Annotated in this window: 18 protein-coding genes and 1 pseudogene; 13 read left to right on the plus strand and 6 right to left on the minus strand. The window is 54.5% G+C overall.

All coding sequences use genetic code 11. The annotated features are described in order from the left end of the window. Positions 1-82: 82 nt before the first annotated feature. The 7 genes from AC2FMY_RS00255 (at position 83) to AC2FMY_RS00285 (ending at position 5,844) form a co-directional block, all read left to right on the plus strand. The gene (locus AC2FMY_RS00255; RefSeq protein ID WP_496748337.1) at positions 83-1,144 is read left to right on the plus strand and encodes an ABC transporter ATP-binding protein; all 1,062 of its coding nucleotides are present in this window, start codon (positions 83-85) and stop codon (positions 1,142-1,144) included. A 1-nt stretch (position 1,145) separates the two neighbouring features. Beyond that, a complete protein-coding gene (locus AC2FMY_RS00260; RefSeq protein ID WP_496748336.1) occupies positions 1,146-2,222 on the plus strand; it encodes an ABC transporter ATP-binding protein in 1,077 nt (358 codons plus the stop codon). Beyond that, on the plus strand, positions 2,219-3,082 hold the full coding sequence (locus AC2FMY_RS00265; RefSeq protein ID WP_496748335.1) for a carbohydrate ABC transporter permease: 864 nt from the start codon (positions 2,219-2,221) through the stop codon (positions 3,080-3,082). Before AC2FMY_RS00260 ends, AC2FMY_RS00265 begins: the two co-directional genes overlap by 4 nt. Beyond that, the gene (locus tag AC2FMY_RS00270; protein ID WP_496748334.1) at positions 3,079-3,876 is read left to right on the plus strand and encodes a carbohydrate ABC transporter permease; all 798 of its coding nucleotides are present in this window, start codon (positions 3,079-3,081) and stop codon (positions 3,874-3,876) included. Before AC2FMY_RS00265 ends, AC2FMY_RS00270 begins: the two co-directional genes overlap by 4 nt. An 8-nt stretch (positions 3,877-3,884) precedes the next feature. Continuing rightward, complete coding sequence (locus AC2FMY_RS00275; protein ID WP_496748333.1) at positions 3,885-4,292, plus strand: DUF2160 domain-containing protein; 408 nt, start codon at positions 3,885-3,887, stop codon at positions 4,290-4,292. A gap of 69 nt (positions 4,293-4,361) precedes the next feature. Then, a complete protein-coding gene (locus AC2FMY_RS00280) occupies positions 4,362-4,757 on the plus strand; it encodes a BlaI/MecI/CopY family transcriptional regulator (RefSeq protein ID WP_480751702.1) in 396 nt (131 codons plus the stop codon). Then, a complete protein-coding gene (locus AC2FMY_RS00285; protein ID WP_496748332.1) occupies positions 4,744-5,844 on the plus strand; it encodes a M56 family metallopeptidase in 1,101 nt (366 codons plus the stop codon). Before AC2FMY_RS00280 ends, AC2FMY_RS00285 begins: the two co-directional genes overlap by 14 nt. A gap of 373 nt (positions 5,845-6,217) precedes the next feature. Here AC2FMY_RS00285 and AC2FMY_RS00290 read toward each other — a convergent pair whose 3' ends face one another. The 6 genes from AC2FMY_RS00290 to AC2FMY_RS00315 form a co-directional block, all read right to left on the minus strand. Next, a complete protein-coding gene (locus AC2FMY_RS00290; protein ID WP_496748331.1) occupies positions 6,218-8,044 on the minus strand; it encodes a BCCT family transporter in 1,827 nt (608 codons plus the stop codon). Positions 8,045-8,132: 88 nt separating this feature from the next. Next, complete coding sequence (locus AC2FMY_RS00295) at positions 8,133-9,143, minus strand: Ldh family oxidoreductase (RefSeq protein ID WP_480751658.1); 1,011 nt, start codon at positions 9,141-9,143, stop codon at positions 8,133-8,135. A gap of 12 nt (positions 9,144-9,155) precedes the next feature. Then, complete coding sequence (locus AC2FMY_RS00300; RefSeq protein WP_496806840.1) at positions 9,156-9,785, minus strand: DUF3726 domain-containing protein; 630 nt, start codon at positions 9,783-9,785, stop codon at positions 9,156-9,158. Beyond that, positions 9,782-11,470, minus strand: a complete 1,689-nt coding sequence (locus AC2FMY_RS00305) for a hypothetical protein (RefSeq protein WP_496748329.1) — start codon at positions 11,468-11,470, stop codon at positions 9,782-9,784. The genes AC2FMY_RS00300 and AC2FMY_RS00305 overlap by 4 nt, the downstream gene beginning before the upstream one ends. 4 nt (positions 11,471-11,474) lie before the next feature. Then, positions 11,475-12,449, minus strand: a complete 975-nt coding sequence (locus AC2FMY_RS00310; RefSeq protein ID WP_496806841.1) for a membrane dipeptidase — start codon at positions 12,447-12,449, stop codon at positions 11,475-11,477. Further along, entirely contained in the window at positions 12,449-13,891 is a 1,443-nt protein-coding gene (locus AC2FMY_RS00315) for an aldehyde dehydrogenase family protein (RefSeq protein WP_496747022.1), read from the minus strand. Before AC2FMY_RS00315 ends, AC2FMY_RS00310 begins: the two co-directional genes overlap by 1 nt. Positions 13,892-14,014: 123 nt before the next feature. Here AC2FMY_RS00315 and AC2FMY_RS00320 point away from each other — a divergent pair. The 6 genes and pseudogenes from AC2FMY_RS00320 to AC2FMY_RS00345 form a co-directional block, all read left to right on the plus strand. Next, positions 14,015-14,125: pseudogene (locus tag AC2FMY_RS00320) on the plus strand (LysR family transcriptional regulator); the annotation flags it as partial. Positions 14,126-14,299: 174 nt separating this feature from the next. Continuing rightward, positions 14,300-14,869: a LysR substrate-binding domain-containing protein gene (locus tag AC2FMY_RS00325; RefSeq protein ID WP_496747024.1), complete on the plus strand. Its 570-nt coding sequence runs from the start codon at positions 14,300-14,302 to the stop codon at positions 14,867-14,869. A 148-nt stretch (positions 14,870-15,017) separates the two neighbouring features. Further along, positions 15,018-15,191 (plus strand): hypothetical protein, encoded by a 174-nt coding sequence (locus tag AC2FMY_RS00330; protein ID WP_496747019.1) that lies wholly within the window; start codon positions 15,018-15,020, stop codon positions 15,189-15,191. A 430-nt stretch (positions 15,192-15,621) separates the two neighbouring features. After that, positions 15,622-15,879 (plus strand): hypothetical protein, encoded by a 258-nt coding sequence (locus AC2FMY_RS00335; protein ID WP_496806842.1) that lies wholly within the window; start codon positions 15,622-15,624, stop codon positions 15,877-15,879. A 174-nt stretch (positions 15,880-16,053) separates the two neighbouring features. Then, positions 16,054-17,184 (plus strand): efflux RND transporter periplasmic adaptor subunit, encoded by a 1,131-nt coding sequence (locus AC2FMY_RS00340; RefSeq protein WP_480751647.1) that lies wholly within the window; start codon positions 16,054-16,056, stop codon positions 17,182-17,184. 4 nt (positions 17,185-17,188) lie between these two features. Continuing rightward, positions 17,189-20,335, plus strand: a complete 3,147-nt coding sequence (locus tag AC2FMY_RS00345; RefSeq protein ID WP_480751646.1) for an efflux RND transporter permease subunit — start codon at positions 17,189-17,191, stop codon at positions 20,333-20,335. Positions 20,336-20,361 lie beyond the last annotated feature (26 nt).

Raw genomic sequence — 20,361 nt, forward strand, 5'->3', positions numbered from 1 at the left:
TCGTCTGGCGATCCCAACCAAACAAGACAAGCCCAACGACTTGATGCGAAGCGTTGGGGAATCGGGACTGGAAATCACGGAAATGATTGAACTTCACGACGTCTCCAAGCGTGTGGGTCAGGTGACGCATATCAAACCTACAACACTCAAATTACAATCCGGACACTTCAATGTCTTGCTGGGCGCCACAGGTTCGGGCAAAACTTCTCTGATCAAAATGATGGCAGGCCTCGACCCACTGGCTGGCGGGCGCATCGTGATGGATGGGCTGGACGTAACTCGACTTAACACGCAAAAGCGCAACATCAGTCTCGTCCACCAGTTCTTTGTTAACTATCCGCATTTGACAGTGTTTGAAAATATTGCCTCGCCGCTACGCGTCGCAGGGATGGCAAAAAGCGAAATTGACGCGCGCGTGGAAGAGGCCGCCAACCTGTTGCAGCTACTCCCGATGCTTGGCCGTCGTCCTCAGGAACTGTCCGGGGGCCAACAGCAAAGAACAGCCTTGGCACGTGCAATTGCAAAAGAATCTCGCGCCGTATTTCTGGACGAACCGCTTGCCAACCTTGACTACAAACTGCGTGAAGAACTGCGGGAACAACTGCCAGAGTTGTTTGCTGGCCGCGGTGCGGTGGTTGTGTATGCAACCTCAGAACCGGAAGAGGCGCTGTTGCTTGGCGGGCAGACGGCGCTTATGGCGAACGGTTGCATCACGCAGTTCGGTCCAACTTCCGAGATTTACCGAAATCCGGAAAATCTGGCCGCCGCACAGGTCTTCTCTGATCCACCGATCAACTCAGCCCACATATCCAAACTTGGCTTGGAGGCAATTCTCGATGGCGGGGCGCGCTGGACTTTGGCAGGAGCGGCTGCGGAACTGCCTGATGGAGACTACACGGTTGCCATACGTCCCCATCGTGTAACGCCGAACCGTTCGAATGCGAGCGACGTTGAATTGAAGGGACGGATCATCGTGACAGAATTGTCGGGTTCGGATTCCAGCGCTCATTTTCAACTGAGCGATCAGTCTTGGGTCTCGCTGGCCCCCGGTGTTCACCCTTATCGCGTCGGTGAAGATCACACATTCTTTATGAACCCGTCCCATTGCAGGTATTTCGGCCAGGACGGGAGGCGGGTGGCCTGACATGGCACAGATCAAGCTATCTAACCTGAAACACAGCTACTTCCCAAACCCCTCAGGGCCTCAAGACTATGCGCTGAAGGAAATCGACGTGACATGGCGCGACGGCGGCGCCTATGCATTGCTGGGCCCGTCGGGTTGTGGGAAAACCACTCTACTCAACATCATTTCAGGTCTTTTGACCCCATCCGAAGGTCAGGTTCTGTTCGATGATCAAGACGTAACCATGCTTCAACCGGATCAGAGGAACATTGCACAGGTGTTTCAGTTTCCGGTGATCTACGACACCATGACCGTCCGCGAAAACCTGGCCTTTCCACTGAAAAACAGAGGAGTTGATGCTGCAACGATCGAACGCCGGGTCGGTGAGATCTCTGAAATGCTGGAAGTCACGCATTTGCTGAACACTCGTGCCGCCAATCTCAGCCCGGACAACAAACAGAAGATTTCGATGGGACGTGGCCTCGTCAGGCAAGATGTAAATGTCGTCATGTTTGACGAACCTCTGACGGTGATCGACCCGCATCTGAAATGGAAGCTGCGCTCCAAGCTCAAGGAACTGCATCAAAGAGTCCGGGCGACGATGATCTATGTCACCCACGACCAAACCGAGGCGCTAACCTTTGCTGACGAGGTTGTTGTTATGAAAGACGGAGAGGTTGTTCAGATCGGCACGCCGGTTGAACTGTTCGAGCGGCCCCAACATACATTTGTCGGACACTTCATCGGCTCGCCCGGCATGAATGTCTTGCCGTGTGAAATCACCGGGAACAAAGCCATATTCGAGGGGCATCCGGTCGAACTCGAAGGTCCAGTTATCGGCGGCAGTGGCGATGTCAAACTCGGCATTCGACCGGAATACGTGTCGATAGGAGGCACAGGAATCCCGGCGCAAGTGACAAAAGTTGCGGATGTGGGTCGTCACTTTGTCGTCGATGCCATCGTCGGAGGCTCTACGTTGAAAGCCGTGAGTGATCGTTCTGCCCCGGAACCCGGCTCCGTTATTCACCTTCAATTCCTCCCAGAGAAGACCCGCATCTATCGCGATGGCTGGATCGCCACTACGGAGCGCGCATCATGAGAACGGAAAACCAAAAGGCCTGGTTCTTTGTCCTGCCGGTTCTATTGCTGGTGGCCTTTAACGCACTGGTGCCGATGATGACAGTAGTCAACTATTCGGTGCAGGAGACCTTTGGTAACAATCAGTTCTTCTGGGAGGGACTGGGTTGGTTCGAACAGATTCTGCGGTCCGACAGGTTTCAGGCTGCGCTAGGGCGGCAATTCCTATTCACTGCGCTGATCCTTTCAATCGAGGTGCCGCTTGGGATAATCGTCGCGCTATCCATGCCCCGAAAAGGATTTTGGGTGCCAGTCTGTCTGGTGCTGATGGCCCTGCCGATGCTGATTCCATGGAACGTGGTCGGCTCGATGTGGAACATCTTCACCCTGCCCAAAATCGGTCTTCTGGGATACTTCCTGAATGACGTCCTGGGTATCAACTATGACATGACGCAACAACCGCTTTCAGCCTGGATCACCGTCATCGTCATGGACGTCTGGCACTGGACCTCGCTGGTCGTGCTACTGTGTTATGCAGGCCTTGTGTCGATCCCCGACGCCTATTACCAGGCCTCCAAAATTGACGGTGCATCGCCATGGAAGGTGTTCCGTTACATCCAATTGCCCAAGATGAAGACGGTTCTGACTATCGCCGTCTTGCTGCGGTTTATGGACAGTTTCAACATTTATACCGAACCCTTTGTGCTGACCGGCGGCGGCCCCGGCAATTCGACCACCCTTTTGTCAATCGACCTTGTGAAGATTGCTCTGGGACAGTTCGATCTTGGTCCTGCGGCGGCGATGAGCCTGATTTATTTCGCAATCACGTTGCTTGTCAGCTGGATCTTCTACACTCTGATGACAAAGGATGATGCCCAATGAGAAAGCGGTCCATTGTCCCGATACTCTATATCGCCTTCCTGATGCTGCCGATCTATTGGCTGGTGGCGATGAGTTTCAAGACAACAAACGAAATCCTGTCGGGGTTTTCGCTCTTCCCGCAAACGTTCACGCTGGACAACTACAAGACGATCTTCACAGATCCGACGTGGTATTGGGGCTATATCAATTCCATCCTTTATGTCTCGCTGAATACGATCCTTTCGGTAAGCGTCGCCCTGCCAGCGGCCTATGCCTTTTCGCGCTACAGGTTCCTGGGCGACAAGCAGTTGTTTTTTTGGCTGCTAACCAACCGTATGGCACCGGCTGCGGTCTTTGCTTTGCCGTTCTTTCAGCTGTATTCGTCCCTGCGCCTGTTCGACACACATTTGGCCGTGGCTCTGGCACATACACTTTTCAACGTCCCGCTGGCGGTCTGGATCCTCGAAGGTTTCATGCGCGGCATCCCGAAGGAGCTGGACGAAACGGCTTATGTCGACGGATATTCCTTTCCACATTTCTTCCTGAAGATATTTCTGCCCAACATCAAGGCGGGCGTCGGTGTCGCCGCGTTCTTCTGTTTCATGTTTTCCTGGGTCGAAATGCTGCTGGCGAAAACCCTGACCGCGGTTGAGGCCAAACCCATTGCGGCCGTCATGACACGCACGGCCTCAAGCGCTGGATACGAACTTGGTCTTTTGGCTGCAGCCGGAACTTTGACGATCATTCCAGGCGCAATCGTCATCTGGTTCGTCCGAAACTACATCGCGCGCGGTTTCGCGTTGGGACGAGTATGAGGGACACAATGAAAAAACTTGCCGTTTTTCTCTTCTTTCTCGCACCCGATTTTGCTCGTGCGCAAGCCAAGGCCGGATGGGGGAATGTCGGGCAACAGGAAGAAAAAGGGTTCTCCTGGACGGACCCGCTTTGGCCGGACTTCTGGATGGCTTGGACCCCAGCAACACTCGCCGTCTTCATTGGTATTTTCAGCGCGATCGCCTTGATTGGTATCCTTGAAGTCACCCGCTATCCCGACGGTGTTGAACGGCGCGGTGTGCTGGGACTGACCACAACGCTTGGAGATCGGTTGTTCATTTCTCTATTGGGGTCGTCCTATATATTCCTGTCTTGGCTTGGCCTGTTTGGACAGCCTATCTGGATCCCGCTTTTCATTGCGATTTGCTGGGGTATCTTCGTGTTTTGGAAAGTTTAAGCTTTTTTACCGAAGGAAACGGTGCTTTTCTGAAAGGACGAGCAACAATTGGCGAATAAACACCGATCCATGAGAAAAAGAAAAAGCGGAAACCTTCTTACCGAAGTCGAACTGGAGTTTATGAATGAACTCTGGGGTCTGGGCGAAGGCTCTGTTCGAGATGTGTTGGACCGGCTGCCACCGGAGCGTGATCTCGCATACACTTCCGGTGCGACAATCCTGCGGATTCTGGATGAGAAGGGTTTTGTGGCCAGCCGCAAAGAAGGGAAGTCCCTCATTTACAAACCGCTTTTGGATAAAGACAGATATCAGGCTCGGTCACTTCAGAACTTGTCAAGGACACTGTTCGACAACACACCCGCGACGCTTGTTGCGCGGCTGGTCGACGATGCAGGCCTGACAGAGACCGATCTTGAGGAAATTCGGGCATTGGTGGAGAGGAGACTGCAAAATGACAGCGGTTAGACCGGTTCTCGACGTCTATATCGACTTGAATATCACTCTTTTTCTTGCGTCCATGATTTGGGGCTTTGCCAAGCTGGTGTTCAAACTCAAACCCCTACGATTTGCGTATCCGGCGCAGCTTGGAATCCTCAAAGCGTTGTTCATCTGTGTGCTACTCAGCCCGTTTCTGGCAATCGCTACGGAAATGATAGCGGGCAACTTTTGGTCTGGCGGTTCTTTGGCCGTAAGCGATCTAGCTGTAGCAGCCTATCTACGCGGTGAAATTGCAATACCGGCAACAGATTTCGAAGCATTGTTAAACACTCGCAATCGTTGGATCGAAGGCTTGACTTCGGGCGGTTTTGTCGCTGCGTCACTGTTTCTGACAACCTTGGCGCTAGGGGCAATGCTCATGGCAGCCCGTGCAGTTCGTTCGGCGACTTGTATCCACCAAACAATCCGGGATAGTTTCTTGTGGCGTCGGACCGCACGCGTTGACGTGCGCGTTTCGGATCGCGTCACAATTCCATACGCCGTTCGCGGCATACTACGTCGCCACGTCGTACTGCCGAGCGATTTGCTTTCAAATCCAAAGGAGTTGAAATTCGCGCTTGCGCACGAGTTCCAGCATTTGCGCGAAGGCGATGTGGAGTGGGAACTTGCCTTTGAAATCCTGCGTCCCGTCTTTTTTTGGAACCCAGCTTTCTTGGTATTCAAACATCAGTTCGAAAGACTGCGTGAACTGGCATGCGATCAATCAGTGATCGTCCGGCGCGATCTGGACGCGAGGGACTATTCCCGTTGTCTGCTGAACATCTGCTCGCGCAGCATATCTCAAGATGGACCTAAGGTAATGAATGTGGCCTTGGTAAATGGCAGCAAAGCAAAAAACGCGTTACGCCAACGGGTTCTAGCACTTCATCATGTACCTAGCTCTGTTTCAAGCGGTCACAACGCGGTTTTGTCCATGACATTCCTTTTTGCCATAATTCTGGCGATCGGCACCGCGTCCCTAAAGCCCTCCGAAGATTGGAGTCACGACCGCCTTATGCTCTCGACCATAGTAAACTTAGAGCGGCTTGAAGCCATTCGCGCCAATAGCAACTGAGAACACAATCAGAAGATCAAAACCACTGATCTACATGCGGGTGGAATGTCTGATGAACGAGTGCGTGACTTGGTGAGGCAATCGGATGTTCAAATTGACCTGAGCATCCAAACGGTACCCCGTCATACATGTACAGGAGTTCGGTATCAAAAACCGGCAACAAGTTTGAATCCCGTGCTTTAGTAACCAGGCACTAGGTCCGCCGCGCTGGATACCCGCGACAATCGTTGATCACTGTGAAGAACGAAGTTGAGACGGCGACCTCGAAATTTGCAAAACCAAGCCTAAGAACTTCGGGCGAGACAAATCAAATTAAAAGGTTGCGCTGCCTTAAGGTGCGGACAGCCACGATGTGGCTGTCCGCAATTGTTGATTACTCGGCTGCTGCCGTTGCAATACGGTCTCGTTGGCTATCGCGGAACAGTGCCTTGGCGAGAGCGACGCACATCAACCCCATGACCATCGTGAACGGCAATGCGCCGATGATCATTGCGCTCTTAAGTGCTTCCATGGGGTCCGCGCCACCATTGGTTTTGCCAGCTATCAGCAATGTGCCGATCACCAGGGTCAGGATGACACCCCATACGATCTTGTGCTTGTTGCCAATGTTCTGGTCGCCACCAGACATGATGGTGTTCATAACCAGAATGCCCGAGTCAGCCGAAGTGACGAGGAAGGTCATAATCAACACCACGCACATCACGGTAACGCCGGACAACAAGCCGCCCGAAATGATCTGTTCCAGTGTCACGAACAGTTTCGCGGTGTTTGACGCACCGATGATTGCGCCTTCGGCGACACCCGTAACTTCCATATCGATTGCAGTGCCGCCCAGAACGGTCATCCACGCAAAGCAGACCATCGCTGGTGCGAACACGCAGCCCACGATGAATTCACGCACGGAGCGACCCTTGGAGATGCGCGCAAGGAACAGACCAACAAACGGCGAGAACGCAATCCACCAGGCCCAGTAGAACGTAGTCCAACCCGCTTGCCAGCCGAATTGACGACCTGGCTCACCGGCGGCGTAGGTAGCAGCCAGAACCTCTTCGGGCAATGCAGCGGCGTCGCCTTCAAGGCCGGATTTGAAGCCGTCGAACGAGCCCCAAGCGTTGGTTGCTCCGCCACGCAGCGCGTCAGCGTATGGTGCCGCCTCTGCCGGAAGTGCTGCCGCAAAATCTGCAGAAGATTGCGGACCAAACGCACCGAAACTGAGCGAGACGTAATGCATCAGATAATCGACAAAAGCAGTTGCATAAGTCGTCATCGCAAACAGGAACGAACCGAATACGACAAAGGTCAGCAGCAGCAAAATCGACAGGACTAGGTTGAGGTTCGACAGATATTTCACGCCCCGACCCACGCCAGAAACAGCCGAGATGATCGACAGCCCCATGATGACCAACAGTCCGGAAATCAAACCAACGGTGCCAGGAGCCGGCGCTTCACCGGTCATGTCCATCATCCATTCCATTCCGGTAATGGCATACATACCGTCGATGAACTGCGAAACACCAAATCCGATGGTAACCGACACACCCAAAATGGTGGCAACGACACCAAGAACGTCAACGACATGTCCAAGGATGCCATTCAACATCTTGCCGAACAGTGGTGTCAGCGCGGAACGGATGGTCAGTGGCATGTTCCGGGTATAGGCGTAGTAGGCCAGCGATAGACCAGTCGCCACATAAATTGACCAAGCGTGGAAGCCATAGTGCAGGAACGTATACCGGAAACCAGATTGGATTGCGGCTTCGGTATTGGCTTCTACCTGACCCGCCAGAACAACCGGGTTCGATCCCCAAAGTCCCATCGGTTCAGCGGTGGCGAAAACCATGAGGCCGACGCCCAGACCGGCGCCGAACATCATCGAGAACCATGAGAAATTGGAGAATTCTGGTTTCTCGCCCACAGGCCCCATGATCCGTCGACCCGTTTGAGGCAGCAGTGCAACCACAAGCAGGAAGAAAGAGAAGAAGCCGACGATGACAATGTAGAATGCATTGAAATCTTCAAGCAAACGCCAGTTCAGGCTGCCCAGAACGCCGTTGGCGTTCGCGGGCCAGACGAGTGCCCAGATTACAAGGCCGACCATGATAGCCTTACTCAGCAAAGCGATTTCGACGCTGTGCCCTTCATAAAAACCGCTTGCGGCCCTTTTTATCTGCAAGTCGGTGAAAGGTGGTTTGGATGACATGTGCTCCTCCCTGTTCGCACGTATTTGATAGTTTTATTGTAGGATCGTTCCTTTGGGCGGCGTCCATCCAAGGAGCATGCCGCGCGGCCTAGGTCATCAGGGCCTCAATTTTTTCCAGGGTTGCCATACTTACCGCCACACCCTCTTTTCGCGCAGCCACGCGCTTTGCGCGTCGGCCATCTCCGGGCAAATGTGCTCCGTCTTGATACCTTATCGCTTCCACAAGACCGGCAATACCTGCCGCAAAAGCGTCACCGGAGGTTATGTTTGCGTCAATGGCAATAAAGAACTGGCCGGTTTTGGGTGGTCCGCCCGCAGTTCCAGAGAAGGGTGAAGCGTGTATTCCCAATGTAGCCCCGGTCAGCGCCGCCGCCATGATTTCGGTCAGCAACGCGACTCCCACACCCTTGTAGCCGCCCGAAGGGGCCATCGAGCCCTTGAGGCCGATATTGGGATCGGTGGTTGGGTTTCCTTGGGGATCCAGCGCCCAGCCAACCGGAATCGCCTTGCCTTCACGGGCATGTTTCATGACTTCGCTTTTGGCAATGGTGCTTGCGCTCTGATCGATAAGCAAAGCGGGTTGACCGTCGGTGCCGGGCGCGGCAATGGAAAACGGGTTTGTACCAACAACTGGTTTTGCGCCACCTGACGGGGCGATTGAAGCCGGTGCATTGGTGAACCCAAGACCAACAAGACCCGCCTGCGCCAACCGATAGGTGTGATAACCCAAAACCCCACAGTTATAGCTGTTCCTGATCGCCAGAGCCGCAATCCCCTGCTCTCGGGCGGCCGGGATCAGTGCTTCGAAACCAAGATCAATTGCGGGGTGGGCAAAACCTGTCGCTGCATCGACTGTAATCACACCCGACCTTGGTCGCGCCAAGACAGGTTTTGCCTGACCGTCTACTTTTCCGCACTGCACGTGTTCACAATAGATCGGTATATAGGCAAGCCCGTGGCTGGCAACGCCATCCGCTTCGGTCGCGGCCGTTGCAATAGCGAGCGGACGCGCGTTCTCTTCCGACGTTCCGGCACCCACGAGGGCGCGAAATGATAGTTCCTCGATTTCGGCGATAGTAAGAGCCCTGGTTTTTATCATCTCAATACCTCTTCAGTCGTTGTCGGATAGCCCGGCCCCTGCGCCCAGCAGGCGGGATTCATCGGATGCGGGAGCAAAAGTGCGATGAGCGAAACCGGTCAAAGTTGCCCAGTCCTCCGGATCCGGTTCCACGCGTGTGCATTGTTGTCGGTACGGGACCGGTGCATCACCTTTTGAAACTGTGACTGACCGAGCCCGAGCAGGGATGGCATCTGGTGAGGCCAAATTCACACCGTCCGTCACCACTTGAAGACCGTCGCAGTCAACTATCAGCGAGCAACCCAAAGTGCGCGCAGCAGCAGCGGCAAATGGCAACAGCAGTTCAGGGAGCGCAACGTCTCGCATCTTGATCGAACCAGATTTCAGCAGATGCGCACAATCGGACAAAAACGGCCCGGCTACCAATGGACAAAGATCCTCACTACCCTGCCATGAAGCTTCTATCTGCCGAGGGCTGTGCAAGATTGGATCCGACGCCAGATCCTGTTCCAACAGCCGAGCCAATACGCCAGCGCCATCAGATCCTTTTTCACAGAGCCAACGGGTCGCTTTCGATGCTTCTTCAGCTTGCCCCCAAGTATACCCCGCACCGCGAGTGGCGCGTTTGGCGGTGGCTTCGATTTCGTTCAAGGCGAAACTCATTTCTGCGCCTCCGGATAAACCCACAGGTCGGCGTTTTCAGTACTCAGGTCTTCGGGATAGGGCGCTCCCGCGTACATGCTGATCCGCACCCAGCGATCAGAGCGCGGGTCGAAATGTGTAGCTCCAAAGAAGGATAGCTTTGCCCGAAGCATGTCGATGGGCAACAGATCGGCGCCAATGGTGTTGTCCTGAATCTCGCCGTAAGGCGCGATCTGACGGATTTGAATACGACGGACGGTATGGCGGTGTTCGGGGTGCTCTAACAGAAATTCTGCCACCGGCTTTTTGCCGTCCCATTCTATCAACGCCTTGAAAGCAGCCGCAGCATCCCGGGCGGGGGCCAGAGGTTGCTCATACTCCTCAATCGGTTCCTCGAATCTTTCGCCAAGCCTCGGTTCCAGCTTTTCCTCGGACACATACCATGCGCGGGCACGGTTCTCAGGCACCTCCCAATTCACGGCCAGCGCCCAGTTGAACTGTTCTTCCAACAGTGCGCGCAGCCGCTCTACCGTCATTGACCCATCGATCCGGAAGGCGTCTGGATTGCTATCGGCCATACAATCAGCTAGGCCGTCGACTAGCTGCCCATAAGGCTCCAAGATCAGCGACGCGATCAGCTCTTGCCCTTCTTGACTGAGAACGCCTTCCGACCACTTGACCATCCGATCCCACGGGTACTGCTTGATCAGGCCGTCCTGAGAAAGATAGTCAGTTATCGCCGCAAGATCGCCAGACAATGCGGACAGCTTTTCGATCTGAATTGGATGCTCTGAACGCCACCAGGAAATCAACAATTTACTTCGTTCGAAGATTTCTCGAAAGGCCGAGGCCTCTTCCGCAGTTGCCGTTTCTACCGTACGGACGCGGACGATCGCCTCTTCACGTGCCAAAATCCAATTGTTGAACAGGACCGGATGGTTAATCAGATAGGGCGCCATACCCAATCCCGTGGAGTTACCAATCCCCAACCATTGGGCGATGGCCGGATCAAGATCGGCTGCCTGATCGCCTCCTCTCGAACGCGCCATATGCTGGACAAGATCCCGAACAAAGACGCGCGTCAGATATACTGAGAGCATTTCAGCCTGAAACGGAGCCTGCATTTCCGGTCGGTTGGCGATCTTTTCGCGATCAGCAGCGCCCAGTTTTCCCGAGCCATATACCGCGGTCGTACGCATCAGATATCCGACGGCATAAGTCTTTTCAGGATCGGGCTGCCTCCCGGATGCCAGCGCAGTTACGAAATGCTCCCACAACCGAACTGACCGGTTGGCGCGCGAAACCGACAGTTCGCTTTCTGTAACCCGCCCCGCTTCCTGCAAGGGAATATTGCGAGACAATCGGTCGATGTCCTCGGCGCTGGGGATGCCGTCAAAAAGCGTGAACGTGGCATCCCAGGCTGTTGCGATAACCCGGTCCGAACGCATTTCTGGCGGCAGATCGTGAGCAAAGGCGACAAGTGAATACGCCCTTTCCGGCCCTTGCGCAGTATAAACAGCGCACCCGACACCATTGGCATCAATGTCGAATACTGGTCGCGAAAATGACCAGTTTTCTGCTGCCATGCGACGAGTCAGCTGCCGCATGAAGCTCAGGCGGCATTGATGTAGTGACCCAAGTCGCGAAAGCCGCATGACGATCGCAGGGTCTCGTCTGCTGATATGTGTCTTCGCCGGTGTTTCCATTTGGTTACCCTTTTGGGACGAAGTTGTCGGCAAAGAACCGATACCAGTTCCCGCCCATGATTCCGGCCACTTCGTCTTCGCTCAAACCGGTCGCGCGTAACCCTTGTTCAATAGTTCCGAAATCTCGATTGTCCCGGAACCAGGTTGGCATTGGAGGGAAACCGGGGTTGCTGGCCGAACCCTCGCCATAGTCGATATTCTTGGTCCACCGACCAACACGCATCCACTCGACCACGCTGTCAGGCTGGTCCTGACAAAGATCGGTTCCGATCCCAAGGTGTTCCACCCCGTACTTGTCCGCGGCATTGGCGATCATCTCGCAAAAACTCTCCAACGTGCAGCCGGATTTGTTCTTTAGGTGATGCGGGTAAACAGAAAATCCAAACATCCCACCGTTTTCGGTTACAGCGCGGATCACCGTGTCGCGCTTGTTGCGCAGGGCCGGGGACCATTCGTGCGGATTGGCATGTGTGATTGCGATGGGTCGGTCTGAGAGTTCAGCCGCCTCGATTGTGGACCGGTCCGCCGAATGGCTCATGTCCACCACAAGGCCCACGCGGTTCATCTCTTTGATCACCTGCTTGCCCATTCGGGTGATGCCGGTGTCTTCGGCCTCATAACAACCCGTCGCCAGCAGGGATTGGTTGTTATAGGTCAGTTGCATGAACCGAGCGCCCAGATCGTGCAGGATTTCGACCAGCCCGATATCGTCTTCGATGGGCGACGGGTTCTGAAATCCGAAAAACACGGCAGTCCGGCCCGTTTCGCGCGCGATGTCGATGTCGCTGGCCCAGCGGCCTTTCATGATCAGGTCCGGATATTGCTCGAACCAACGATTCCATTTCTCGAAATTCAAAACCGTTTCGCGGAAATTCTCATGATAGGAGATGGTAACGTGGATCGCGTCCACGCCGCCTTCGCGTAGCTGGCGGAAGATCTTTTCTGACCAGTTGGCATATTGCAGGCCATCGATCCGCATCAGACAGGGCCTGCGCTGACATAGGCGGTTTTGACAGTGGTGTAGAACTCCGCCGCAGCCTTGCCCTGTTCGCGCGGACCGTACGAGCTGTCGCCCCGGCCACCGAAAGGCACGTGGTAATCGGTGCCAGCGGTGGGCAGGTTGACCGTCACAACGCCGGTGCGCGCGTTGCGACGGAAATGAGTGGCGCGGGCCAGCGATTTGGTCACGATGCCCGAGGTCAGGCCGAAATTGGTGTCGTTGACCACACTCAGCCCTTCGTCATAGCTGCTGACCTTGATGACGGATGTCAGGGGCGCAAACATCTCTTCGCGGTTGATGCGCATGTCGTTGGTGGTGTTCAGGAACACGCCCGGCGACATGTAGAACCCGTCATGAGGCATCTCCAGGCGCTGACCGCCACAGGCCAGCTCGGCCCCTTCGGATTTGCCCAGGTCGACATAGGCGAGGTTTTCGTTCAGCTGCTGCTGGCTGACGACGGGGCCCATCTGCACGCCTGCTTCCAGCGCGTGACCCACCTTCATCGCCTTTGCACCAGCGACCAGCTTTTCGACAAAGGCATCGTGGATGCCCGCGTGAACAACCAGACGTGACGAGGCGGTGCATTTCTGACCAGTGCCGCCAAAGGCCCCACCCAGTGCCAGCGTCACCGCCAGATCCAGATCGGCGTCGTCCATCACAGCCAGCGCGTTTTTGGATCCCATTTCCATCTGCACTTTGGTCAGGTTCTGGATTGCTGCGGCGGCGATGCCTTTGCCCACCGGCACCGACCCGGTGAAGGAAATCGCATTGACCTTGGGGCTTTCCACCAGACGTTGCCCGACTGAACGGCCCGAGCCCATCACAAGGCTGAACAGACCTTTCGGAATATCCTGCCGTTCGATGATTTCAGTCAAGGCCACGGCCGAGGCGGGGGTGATGTTGGCGGGTTTCCACACCACCGCGTTGCCATAACACAGCGCCGGGGCAATCTTCCACGAGGCGGTTGCAGTGGGGAAGTTCCACGGGCTGATGATCGCAACTACGCCAACAGCTTCGCGGCGCACATCCACTTCGATATCGGGGCGCACGGAATCGGCGTTTTCACCGATCTGGCGCAGACACTCGGCGGCGTAATACGTAAAGAACTGACCGGCGCGGTAAACCTCGCCCTTGCCTTCGGCCAGCGGCTTGCCTTCTTCGCGGCTCAGCAATGTACCCAGCTCTTCGGCTTGGGCCATCAACTCGTTGCCTATGGCGTTCAGGACGGCCTGTTTGCGCTCCAGTCCATAGGCGGCCCATTCGGTCTGCGCGACGCGCGCCTGATCTAGTGTTGCTTCAAGCTGATCGTTGCTGGCCTGCGCGAACATGCCAACCAAATCGCTCAGATCCGAAGGGTTGCGGTTGTCAATTTCGCTTTCGCCTGCCAGCCATTCGCCGGCAATCAAGTTCAGCTTGGTCACGTCATGCCTCAAATTCTCAAAAAGTCAGATTTGGAACAGTGTGGACTTACGACCGGATATCAGTCAAACTCAATTAACTTTAACAAACTTCAGAATATTTGAAGAATGTCGCTCAAAATCGAAATGCTGCGCTGTTTCTGCACGGTCGCGCAAACCGGAAATTTGGTCGAGGCGGCGGATCGTTTGGGTAGAACCCAATCCGCTGTCTCGATGACACTGAAACAGTTGGAGGATCACCTCGGCAAGCGCCTGTTCGAAGGTGAAAGAAAGAACCAATTGTCGCCATTGGGAGAGCAGGTTTTTGATTTGGCTTTGAAACAAGTGCGTCAATTCGATCAGGCGGTGCAAAATATCGAGGCCGCTGCGGGCGCCGTTCACGGATTGATCCGCATAGTTTCGGTGCCCTCAGTGGCCGCGCTGCTGTTCCCTTCGGTTCTTGATCATATGACCCATCTGTTCCCCGGCCTCAAAATCGAGCTGCGGGACACCGATACTCAACAAGTTCTGGATGCGTTGACTGAGGGCAAGGCAGATATTGGCATCGCCTCAGGCCATCACCCACTCAACGGGGTTCGGGCCACACCGCTATTCCAGGACCGCTTCGGGCTTGTCTGCGCGTCGAACCACCCACTGATTACTCGGGCCGAAGTGCCCACAATCTACGATGTCATCGCCGCAGGATTCATTCGAAACGCTTTGTGCGAACTTATCCAAACACCACGATTTTTAGATGTCGTTGAAACGGCGGACGTCACCATTCAGAACACCCATTCACTGATCACCATGGTTCGAACAGGGAAATGGGTAACCGTGCTTCCGGAAACAGTCGCGCGATTTGTTCCAGAAACCATCGCTTTTCGGCCCATTTCGGACCTGGCCGAAAAACGCCATGTCTACCTTTATCAGAGAGAGAGAACGCGTTTTAAGGAACTGACCGATGAATGCTGCACCTTTGTTCTGTCGCAGCAATTGGTCTAGTGCCCATCCATCGCTTGCCAACTCAGCCCAACAGCCATGCGTTAACTTCATACCGGATTTCCCGGAATATCCATTATCACCACGCAGCAAAAGATCTATGCACACGAGCATGCGGCCAACAGGCCGAGCGACAGAAACAGGCACACCCATGAGTGAATTTGACTACAACAGCCCGTCCGAAGCCGAAATTCGCGAAATTCTTGCTGATGCTCAATGCAAGCGCGCTGAGTACTTTCGCGACAGCATCAAAAGCGCGATCGCGTCTGCAAGATCGCTTTTTCAAATGGAAGATGACGGCCCAATCTATACCGGGGCCAGATAAAACGTTTTCGAACTTTCAAGCAAATTCCGCACAACGAAGCTTGCAGAAATTGACGCGCGTAAGCCGTTTCTGGCATTTGCGCGCTCGTTTTCGATTCCAAAAACTCATGCGGGTCTGAGCGTTGCTTCGACGCATCGGTTTACCGTCTGAATGCCGATAAGCATTTCTTCATGCCATTCACGGCCGTTCAAACCTGATCAGTTAGACAATTAAGAATGATGAGTGATCAAGTTCACAGACAAACACGCAATATAGACGCAGGTTTGCATTCAGGTTCTCCCTGACGGACTTCCGGCGCCTAGGGCGCCGGTTCTTTTTAGATCTAAGTAAGCGCTTGATGCCAAACAGTAACTTGTTGGACAAATTGAAAGTCGTTTCGACAACGACTCGGGGTGCTGACGGAGCAACGAGCCCCGAGTTGGCACAAATCATGCGAACCCTGTCAGGAGCCAAGCAAGATATTGCTGAAAACCTGGATAGTGTGCTTTTGTCTGGCGCGTCGAACATCGCAGCACTCAGGCAACTTATTGGACTGTGTGGCAAGATGGAAGATCTCGCCATAGCAGCCAGAAAATTTGCGGAAACGAATGGCAAACAAGACCCTCTTGTCTTTAAAGCAATGGAGCTTGAAGATTACTTCATCCACGTTGAAGCTCGGTTCATACTCTTCCTGGAAACTGGGCGATAAGGCAGCGACATCCTGCAGGTGTTGGAATGCCGACAACGCGAAGAGCCAGCATCAGCCGCTAGGTGCGCCAGTCTGCCTGAAACCAGCTCAGCTTTTCCTAGACAAAATGTCTTCGTTGTATATCGTTCAGCAATTCACTGATTTTCTGATCCTTTTTGGCAAAAGATGGTGACGATGCGACTGATCCGACGAACATTCACAGGTCTCCTCTACTCTGCCGCTGCAGCCACGATCGCTTTGGCACAAACGCAGACGCAGACTGAAGTTACGCCGAAAGTGACGGTAACCCAGGCCGTATTGGAAGCGGTCGCCAGCACAAAGTCGTTTACCGGTCGTGTGCAGGCCATTAACCATGTCAACCTCATCTCACGGGTACCTGGATTCATTCAATCGATAGACTTTAAGGATGGCAGCAGGGTCGCCAAAGGAGAGGTTCTGGTTCAAATTGAACCGGACGAATACCAGGCCCAGATCACGCAAATTCAAGGCCAGATAAAATCAGCCGAGGCGGAGAAAACGCTGGCTGATATTGAACTGGACCGGCAGCAAAAACTGCTCGACAAAGGAGACGTGGCCGAAAACATCGTACAAAAGGCCCAAGCGGACCAAGGCAAGGTGGATGGACAGCTACTACAACTAAAGGGCAGCTTGCAGGCGGCACAACTCAACTTTTCTTACACCAAGATCACAGCTCCATTTGACGGCCGCGTCGGCCTGACGGACATTTCGGTTGGCGCCTATGTTGCACCCGAAAGTGGAACGTTGGTGTCGCTGTCCAGTATTGATCCTATTTATGTCGAGTTTCCTGTCTCTGAAGCCGCGCTGATCGATTTCAGAAAACAACGCGCCCAAGAAAACAATACGCGACCTTTGACGGTGAAAGTCACGTTGGCAAGTGGGGACGTTTTCAAGGAAACCGGTAAAATCAAAGTCGTCGACACACAGGTCCAAACCGGCACAGATACCGTTATGATCCGGGCGGAGTTTCCGAATCCCGACGGGCAGTTGATCGACAACCAATTGGTGCTTGTGACTGTTGTGGATCATTCCCAAGAAAAGTCACTCGTAATTCCCGCTACGGCGCTGCAAAAGGACCAATCCGGGTATTTTGTTCTGACGGTCGGAAGCGACAACAAAGTAGTTCGGCAAAACGTAGAACTCGACCGCGTCACCGGTACCAGCGCGGTGATTTCCAAGGGCTTGAAAGCAGGCGATCAGGTAATCACTGTGGGGCTTCAACGTGCCCGTCCGGGTCTCGAGGTTGAAGTCGTTCAATCCGAAGATGTGGGCAACGGCAAGGATTGAGACGATGATCTCGCAGCTTTTTATTCACAGGCCGCGCTTCGCCCTCGTCATTTCCGTTATCATTACGCTGGCCGGTCTGATTTCCCTCACGCAGTTGCCGGTTGAACAGTTGCCCGACATCGTGCCGCCACAAGTGCAGGTGTCGACGGTCTATCCCGGCGCAGGGGCCGACGTGGTTGAAGCCACGGTCGCGCAAATCATCGAAGAGCAGGTCGTGGGCGTTAGCGACATGCTTTACATGAAGTCCACCAGTGGCTCGGATGGAAGCTATAGCCTACAGGTGACGTTTGAGCCGGGCACCGACCCCGACATCAATGCGGTCAACGTGCAGAACCGCGTGAGCCTGGCCTTGTCGTCCTTGCCCGAAGAGGTTACACGGGCCGGGGTCAGCACCAAGAAAAAATCGACCGCGCTTCTGGAAGTGATCGCGATTACGTCGGACAACCCAGAGCACGATGCTCTATTTTTGTCGAACTTCGCTACAATCAACGTTCTGGACAGCATCAAGCGTTCAACCGGGGTCGGCGACGCGGTGATCTTTGGTGCGCAGAACTATTCTATGCGCATTTGGCTGGACGTCGACAAGATGACGAGTCTGCAATTGACTGTCGATGATGTGATCAATGCGGTACAGGCGCAGAATACGCAGGCCGCCGTAGGGCGTGTAGGCGCACAACCGATGACCGATGATCCGGTATTTCAGCTCAATATCCAAACGCAGGGCCGTTTAACGTCTGCCGAAGAGTTTGAAGAAATAGTCGTACGCTCCCAAACGGATGGATCGTTTATCCTGATTGGTGACATCGCGCGCGTGCAACTAGGCGCGCAATCGCAGGATTCGGTAGCCCATTTCGATGGGGGTCCGACAGCGATGATCGGCGTCTATCTCGCGCCGGGAGCAAACGCGTTGAACACCTCTGAAGCGGTCGAGGCGGCGCTGAAAAGCTTGTCAAATGCCTTTCCCGAAGGTGTGAAGTGGAGCGCACCGTATAGTTCGGTGAGTTTCGTCAAAGCCAGCATCGAAGAAGTGATCAAAACACTTCTCGAAGCCTTTGTACTTGTGGTCATCGTCGTATTCCTGTTCCTTGGCAGTTTCCGAATGGCACTGATCCCATTGATCGCGGTACCAGTATCCCTGATTGGTGCGCTTAGCTTCATGCTGGCGCTGGGGTTCAGCCTGAACACCGTGTCTTTGCTGGCACTGGTATTGGCGATCGGAATCGTTGTAGACGACGCGATTGTCGTGATCGAAAACGTTGAAAAGGTGATGGCCGAACGCCCCGATCTTTCGGTGTCCGAAGCAACCGGTGAAGCGATGAACCAGATCACCGCGCCGATCCTCGCCATTACGTTTGTATTACTTTCGGTATTTGTTCCCGTTGCCTTCGTTCCGGGCATCACGGGGTCGATGTTTCAGCAATTCGCTGTCGCGGTCTCGTTCTCAATGCTGATCTCGGCTCTAAACGCCCTGACACTTAGCCCGGCCTTGTGCACGTTGCTGCTGAAACGCCATTCCGGGTCCGGCCGCGGTCCGTTGGCGTGGCTGTCCCGTCGCATCGACAACGCGAGGGATGGGTATGCTTTCGTCGTGACGCGCCTGGCCCGACGCGCAGGACTTGCGATCCTGTTTCTCGGTTTGGCGATCTTTGGTACCGGGGCTTTGTTCAAAATCACTCCGTCCGGTTTTCTGCCAGTTGAAGACCAAGGCGCGTATTTCACCGAAGTTGTTCTGCCTGAAGGTGCCTCAGTCAATCGCACGAACGAGGTGATGAACCAGGTTTATAGCATCCTCAAAAGCGCACCCGGCGTACAGGACGTGATGACCGTAACAGGATACAGTTTTGTCGACGGGCTGAACAAATCCAATGGCGGCTTTGCGATTGCCATCATGAAACCATTCGAAGAACGAACCGACCCTTCGCTATCTGTTCGTTCATCATTGAGATATGTACGTGCCCGGTTCGCAGGGCTGGAGGATGGGATTGCTGTACCGTTCAACCTGCCCCCGATCATCGGTCTTGGAACAGGCGCAGGGTTCGAGTTCCAGTTGCTTGATCTACAAGGCAGCGATGTTCTGGACCTTGGCGCGACAACCAAAGGACTAATCACCGCCGCCAACGAAAACCCGCGCCTGACCGGTGTCTATACAACATTCTCGGCTCAAACTCCGCAGCTGCATCTCGACCTTGACCGGAAAAAACTTCAGACTCTCGGAGTGGACGTGGATGCCGTATTTCGTGCAATGCAGGTCACTCTGGGTGGCTATCATGTGAATGACATGAACCTGTTTGGGCGCACTTGGCAGGTCAATCTGCAAGCAGAACAGCAATTCCGTGATCATGTAGATGACATTGCTCGCATCCACGTTCGTAACAAGGACGGCGATATGGTGCCGATCCGAGCTGTGGCGACATCTGACTTGGTCCTGGGGCCACAATTTTTGGTACGCTATAACAACTTCCGCTCGGTTACGATAGCCGGGGGGCCGACACCCGGGCATTCGATGGGCGAGGCGATTGCCGCCATGGATCAGCTGGCAAATCAGACGCTTCCGCAGGGTTATAGTTATCAATGGACCGGCACCGCACAACAACAGATCGAGGCGGCGGGCAAAACCCAGATTGTTTTGGGCCTGGCCGTATTGTTTGCCTATCTGTTCCTCGTCGCGCTCTATGAAAGCTGGACAATCCCACTAGCAGTGCTGTTGTCGGTGACCTTCGCCATGTGTGGGGCGATGGGAGCGCTGTTGCTGCTTGAGCTGGAAAACAACCTATATGCACAGATCGGTCTGGTCGTTCTGATCGCTTTGGCGGCAAAGAACGCGATCTTGATCGTCGAGTTTGCTATGGAGCGTTATGAGCACGGCATGAGTATCGTCGAGGCTGCCATTGACGGCGCAAGGGCGCGTTTCCGAGCAGTCATGATGACCAGCTTCGCCTTTATTGCGGGCCTCTATCCGTTGGTCGTCGCCGAAGGCGCCTCCGAATTAGCCCGACGGGGCGTCGGGACGCCGGTTTTCGGCGGTATGATCGCTGCATCGCTCGTCGGAATTTTCATTATCCCCTCTCTCTACGTAATCGCGCAATGGTTCCGGGAAAAAGTGCATGGCAAGCCGGACCGGCCGACAGCAGGACAGGAGGCGGAAAGCTGACCGCCTCCAATTTTGGAGGAAAACAA

It is taken from the genome of Ruegeria sp. YKSE079, assembly GCF_059612845.1.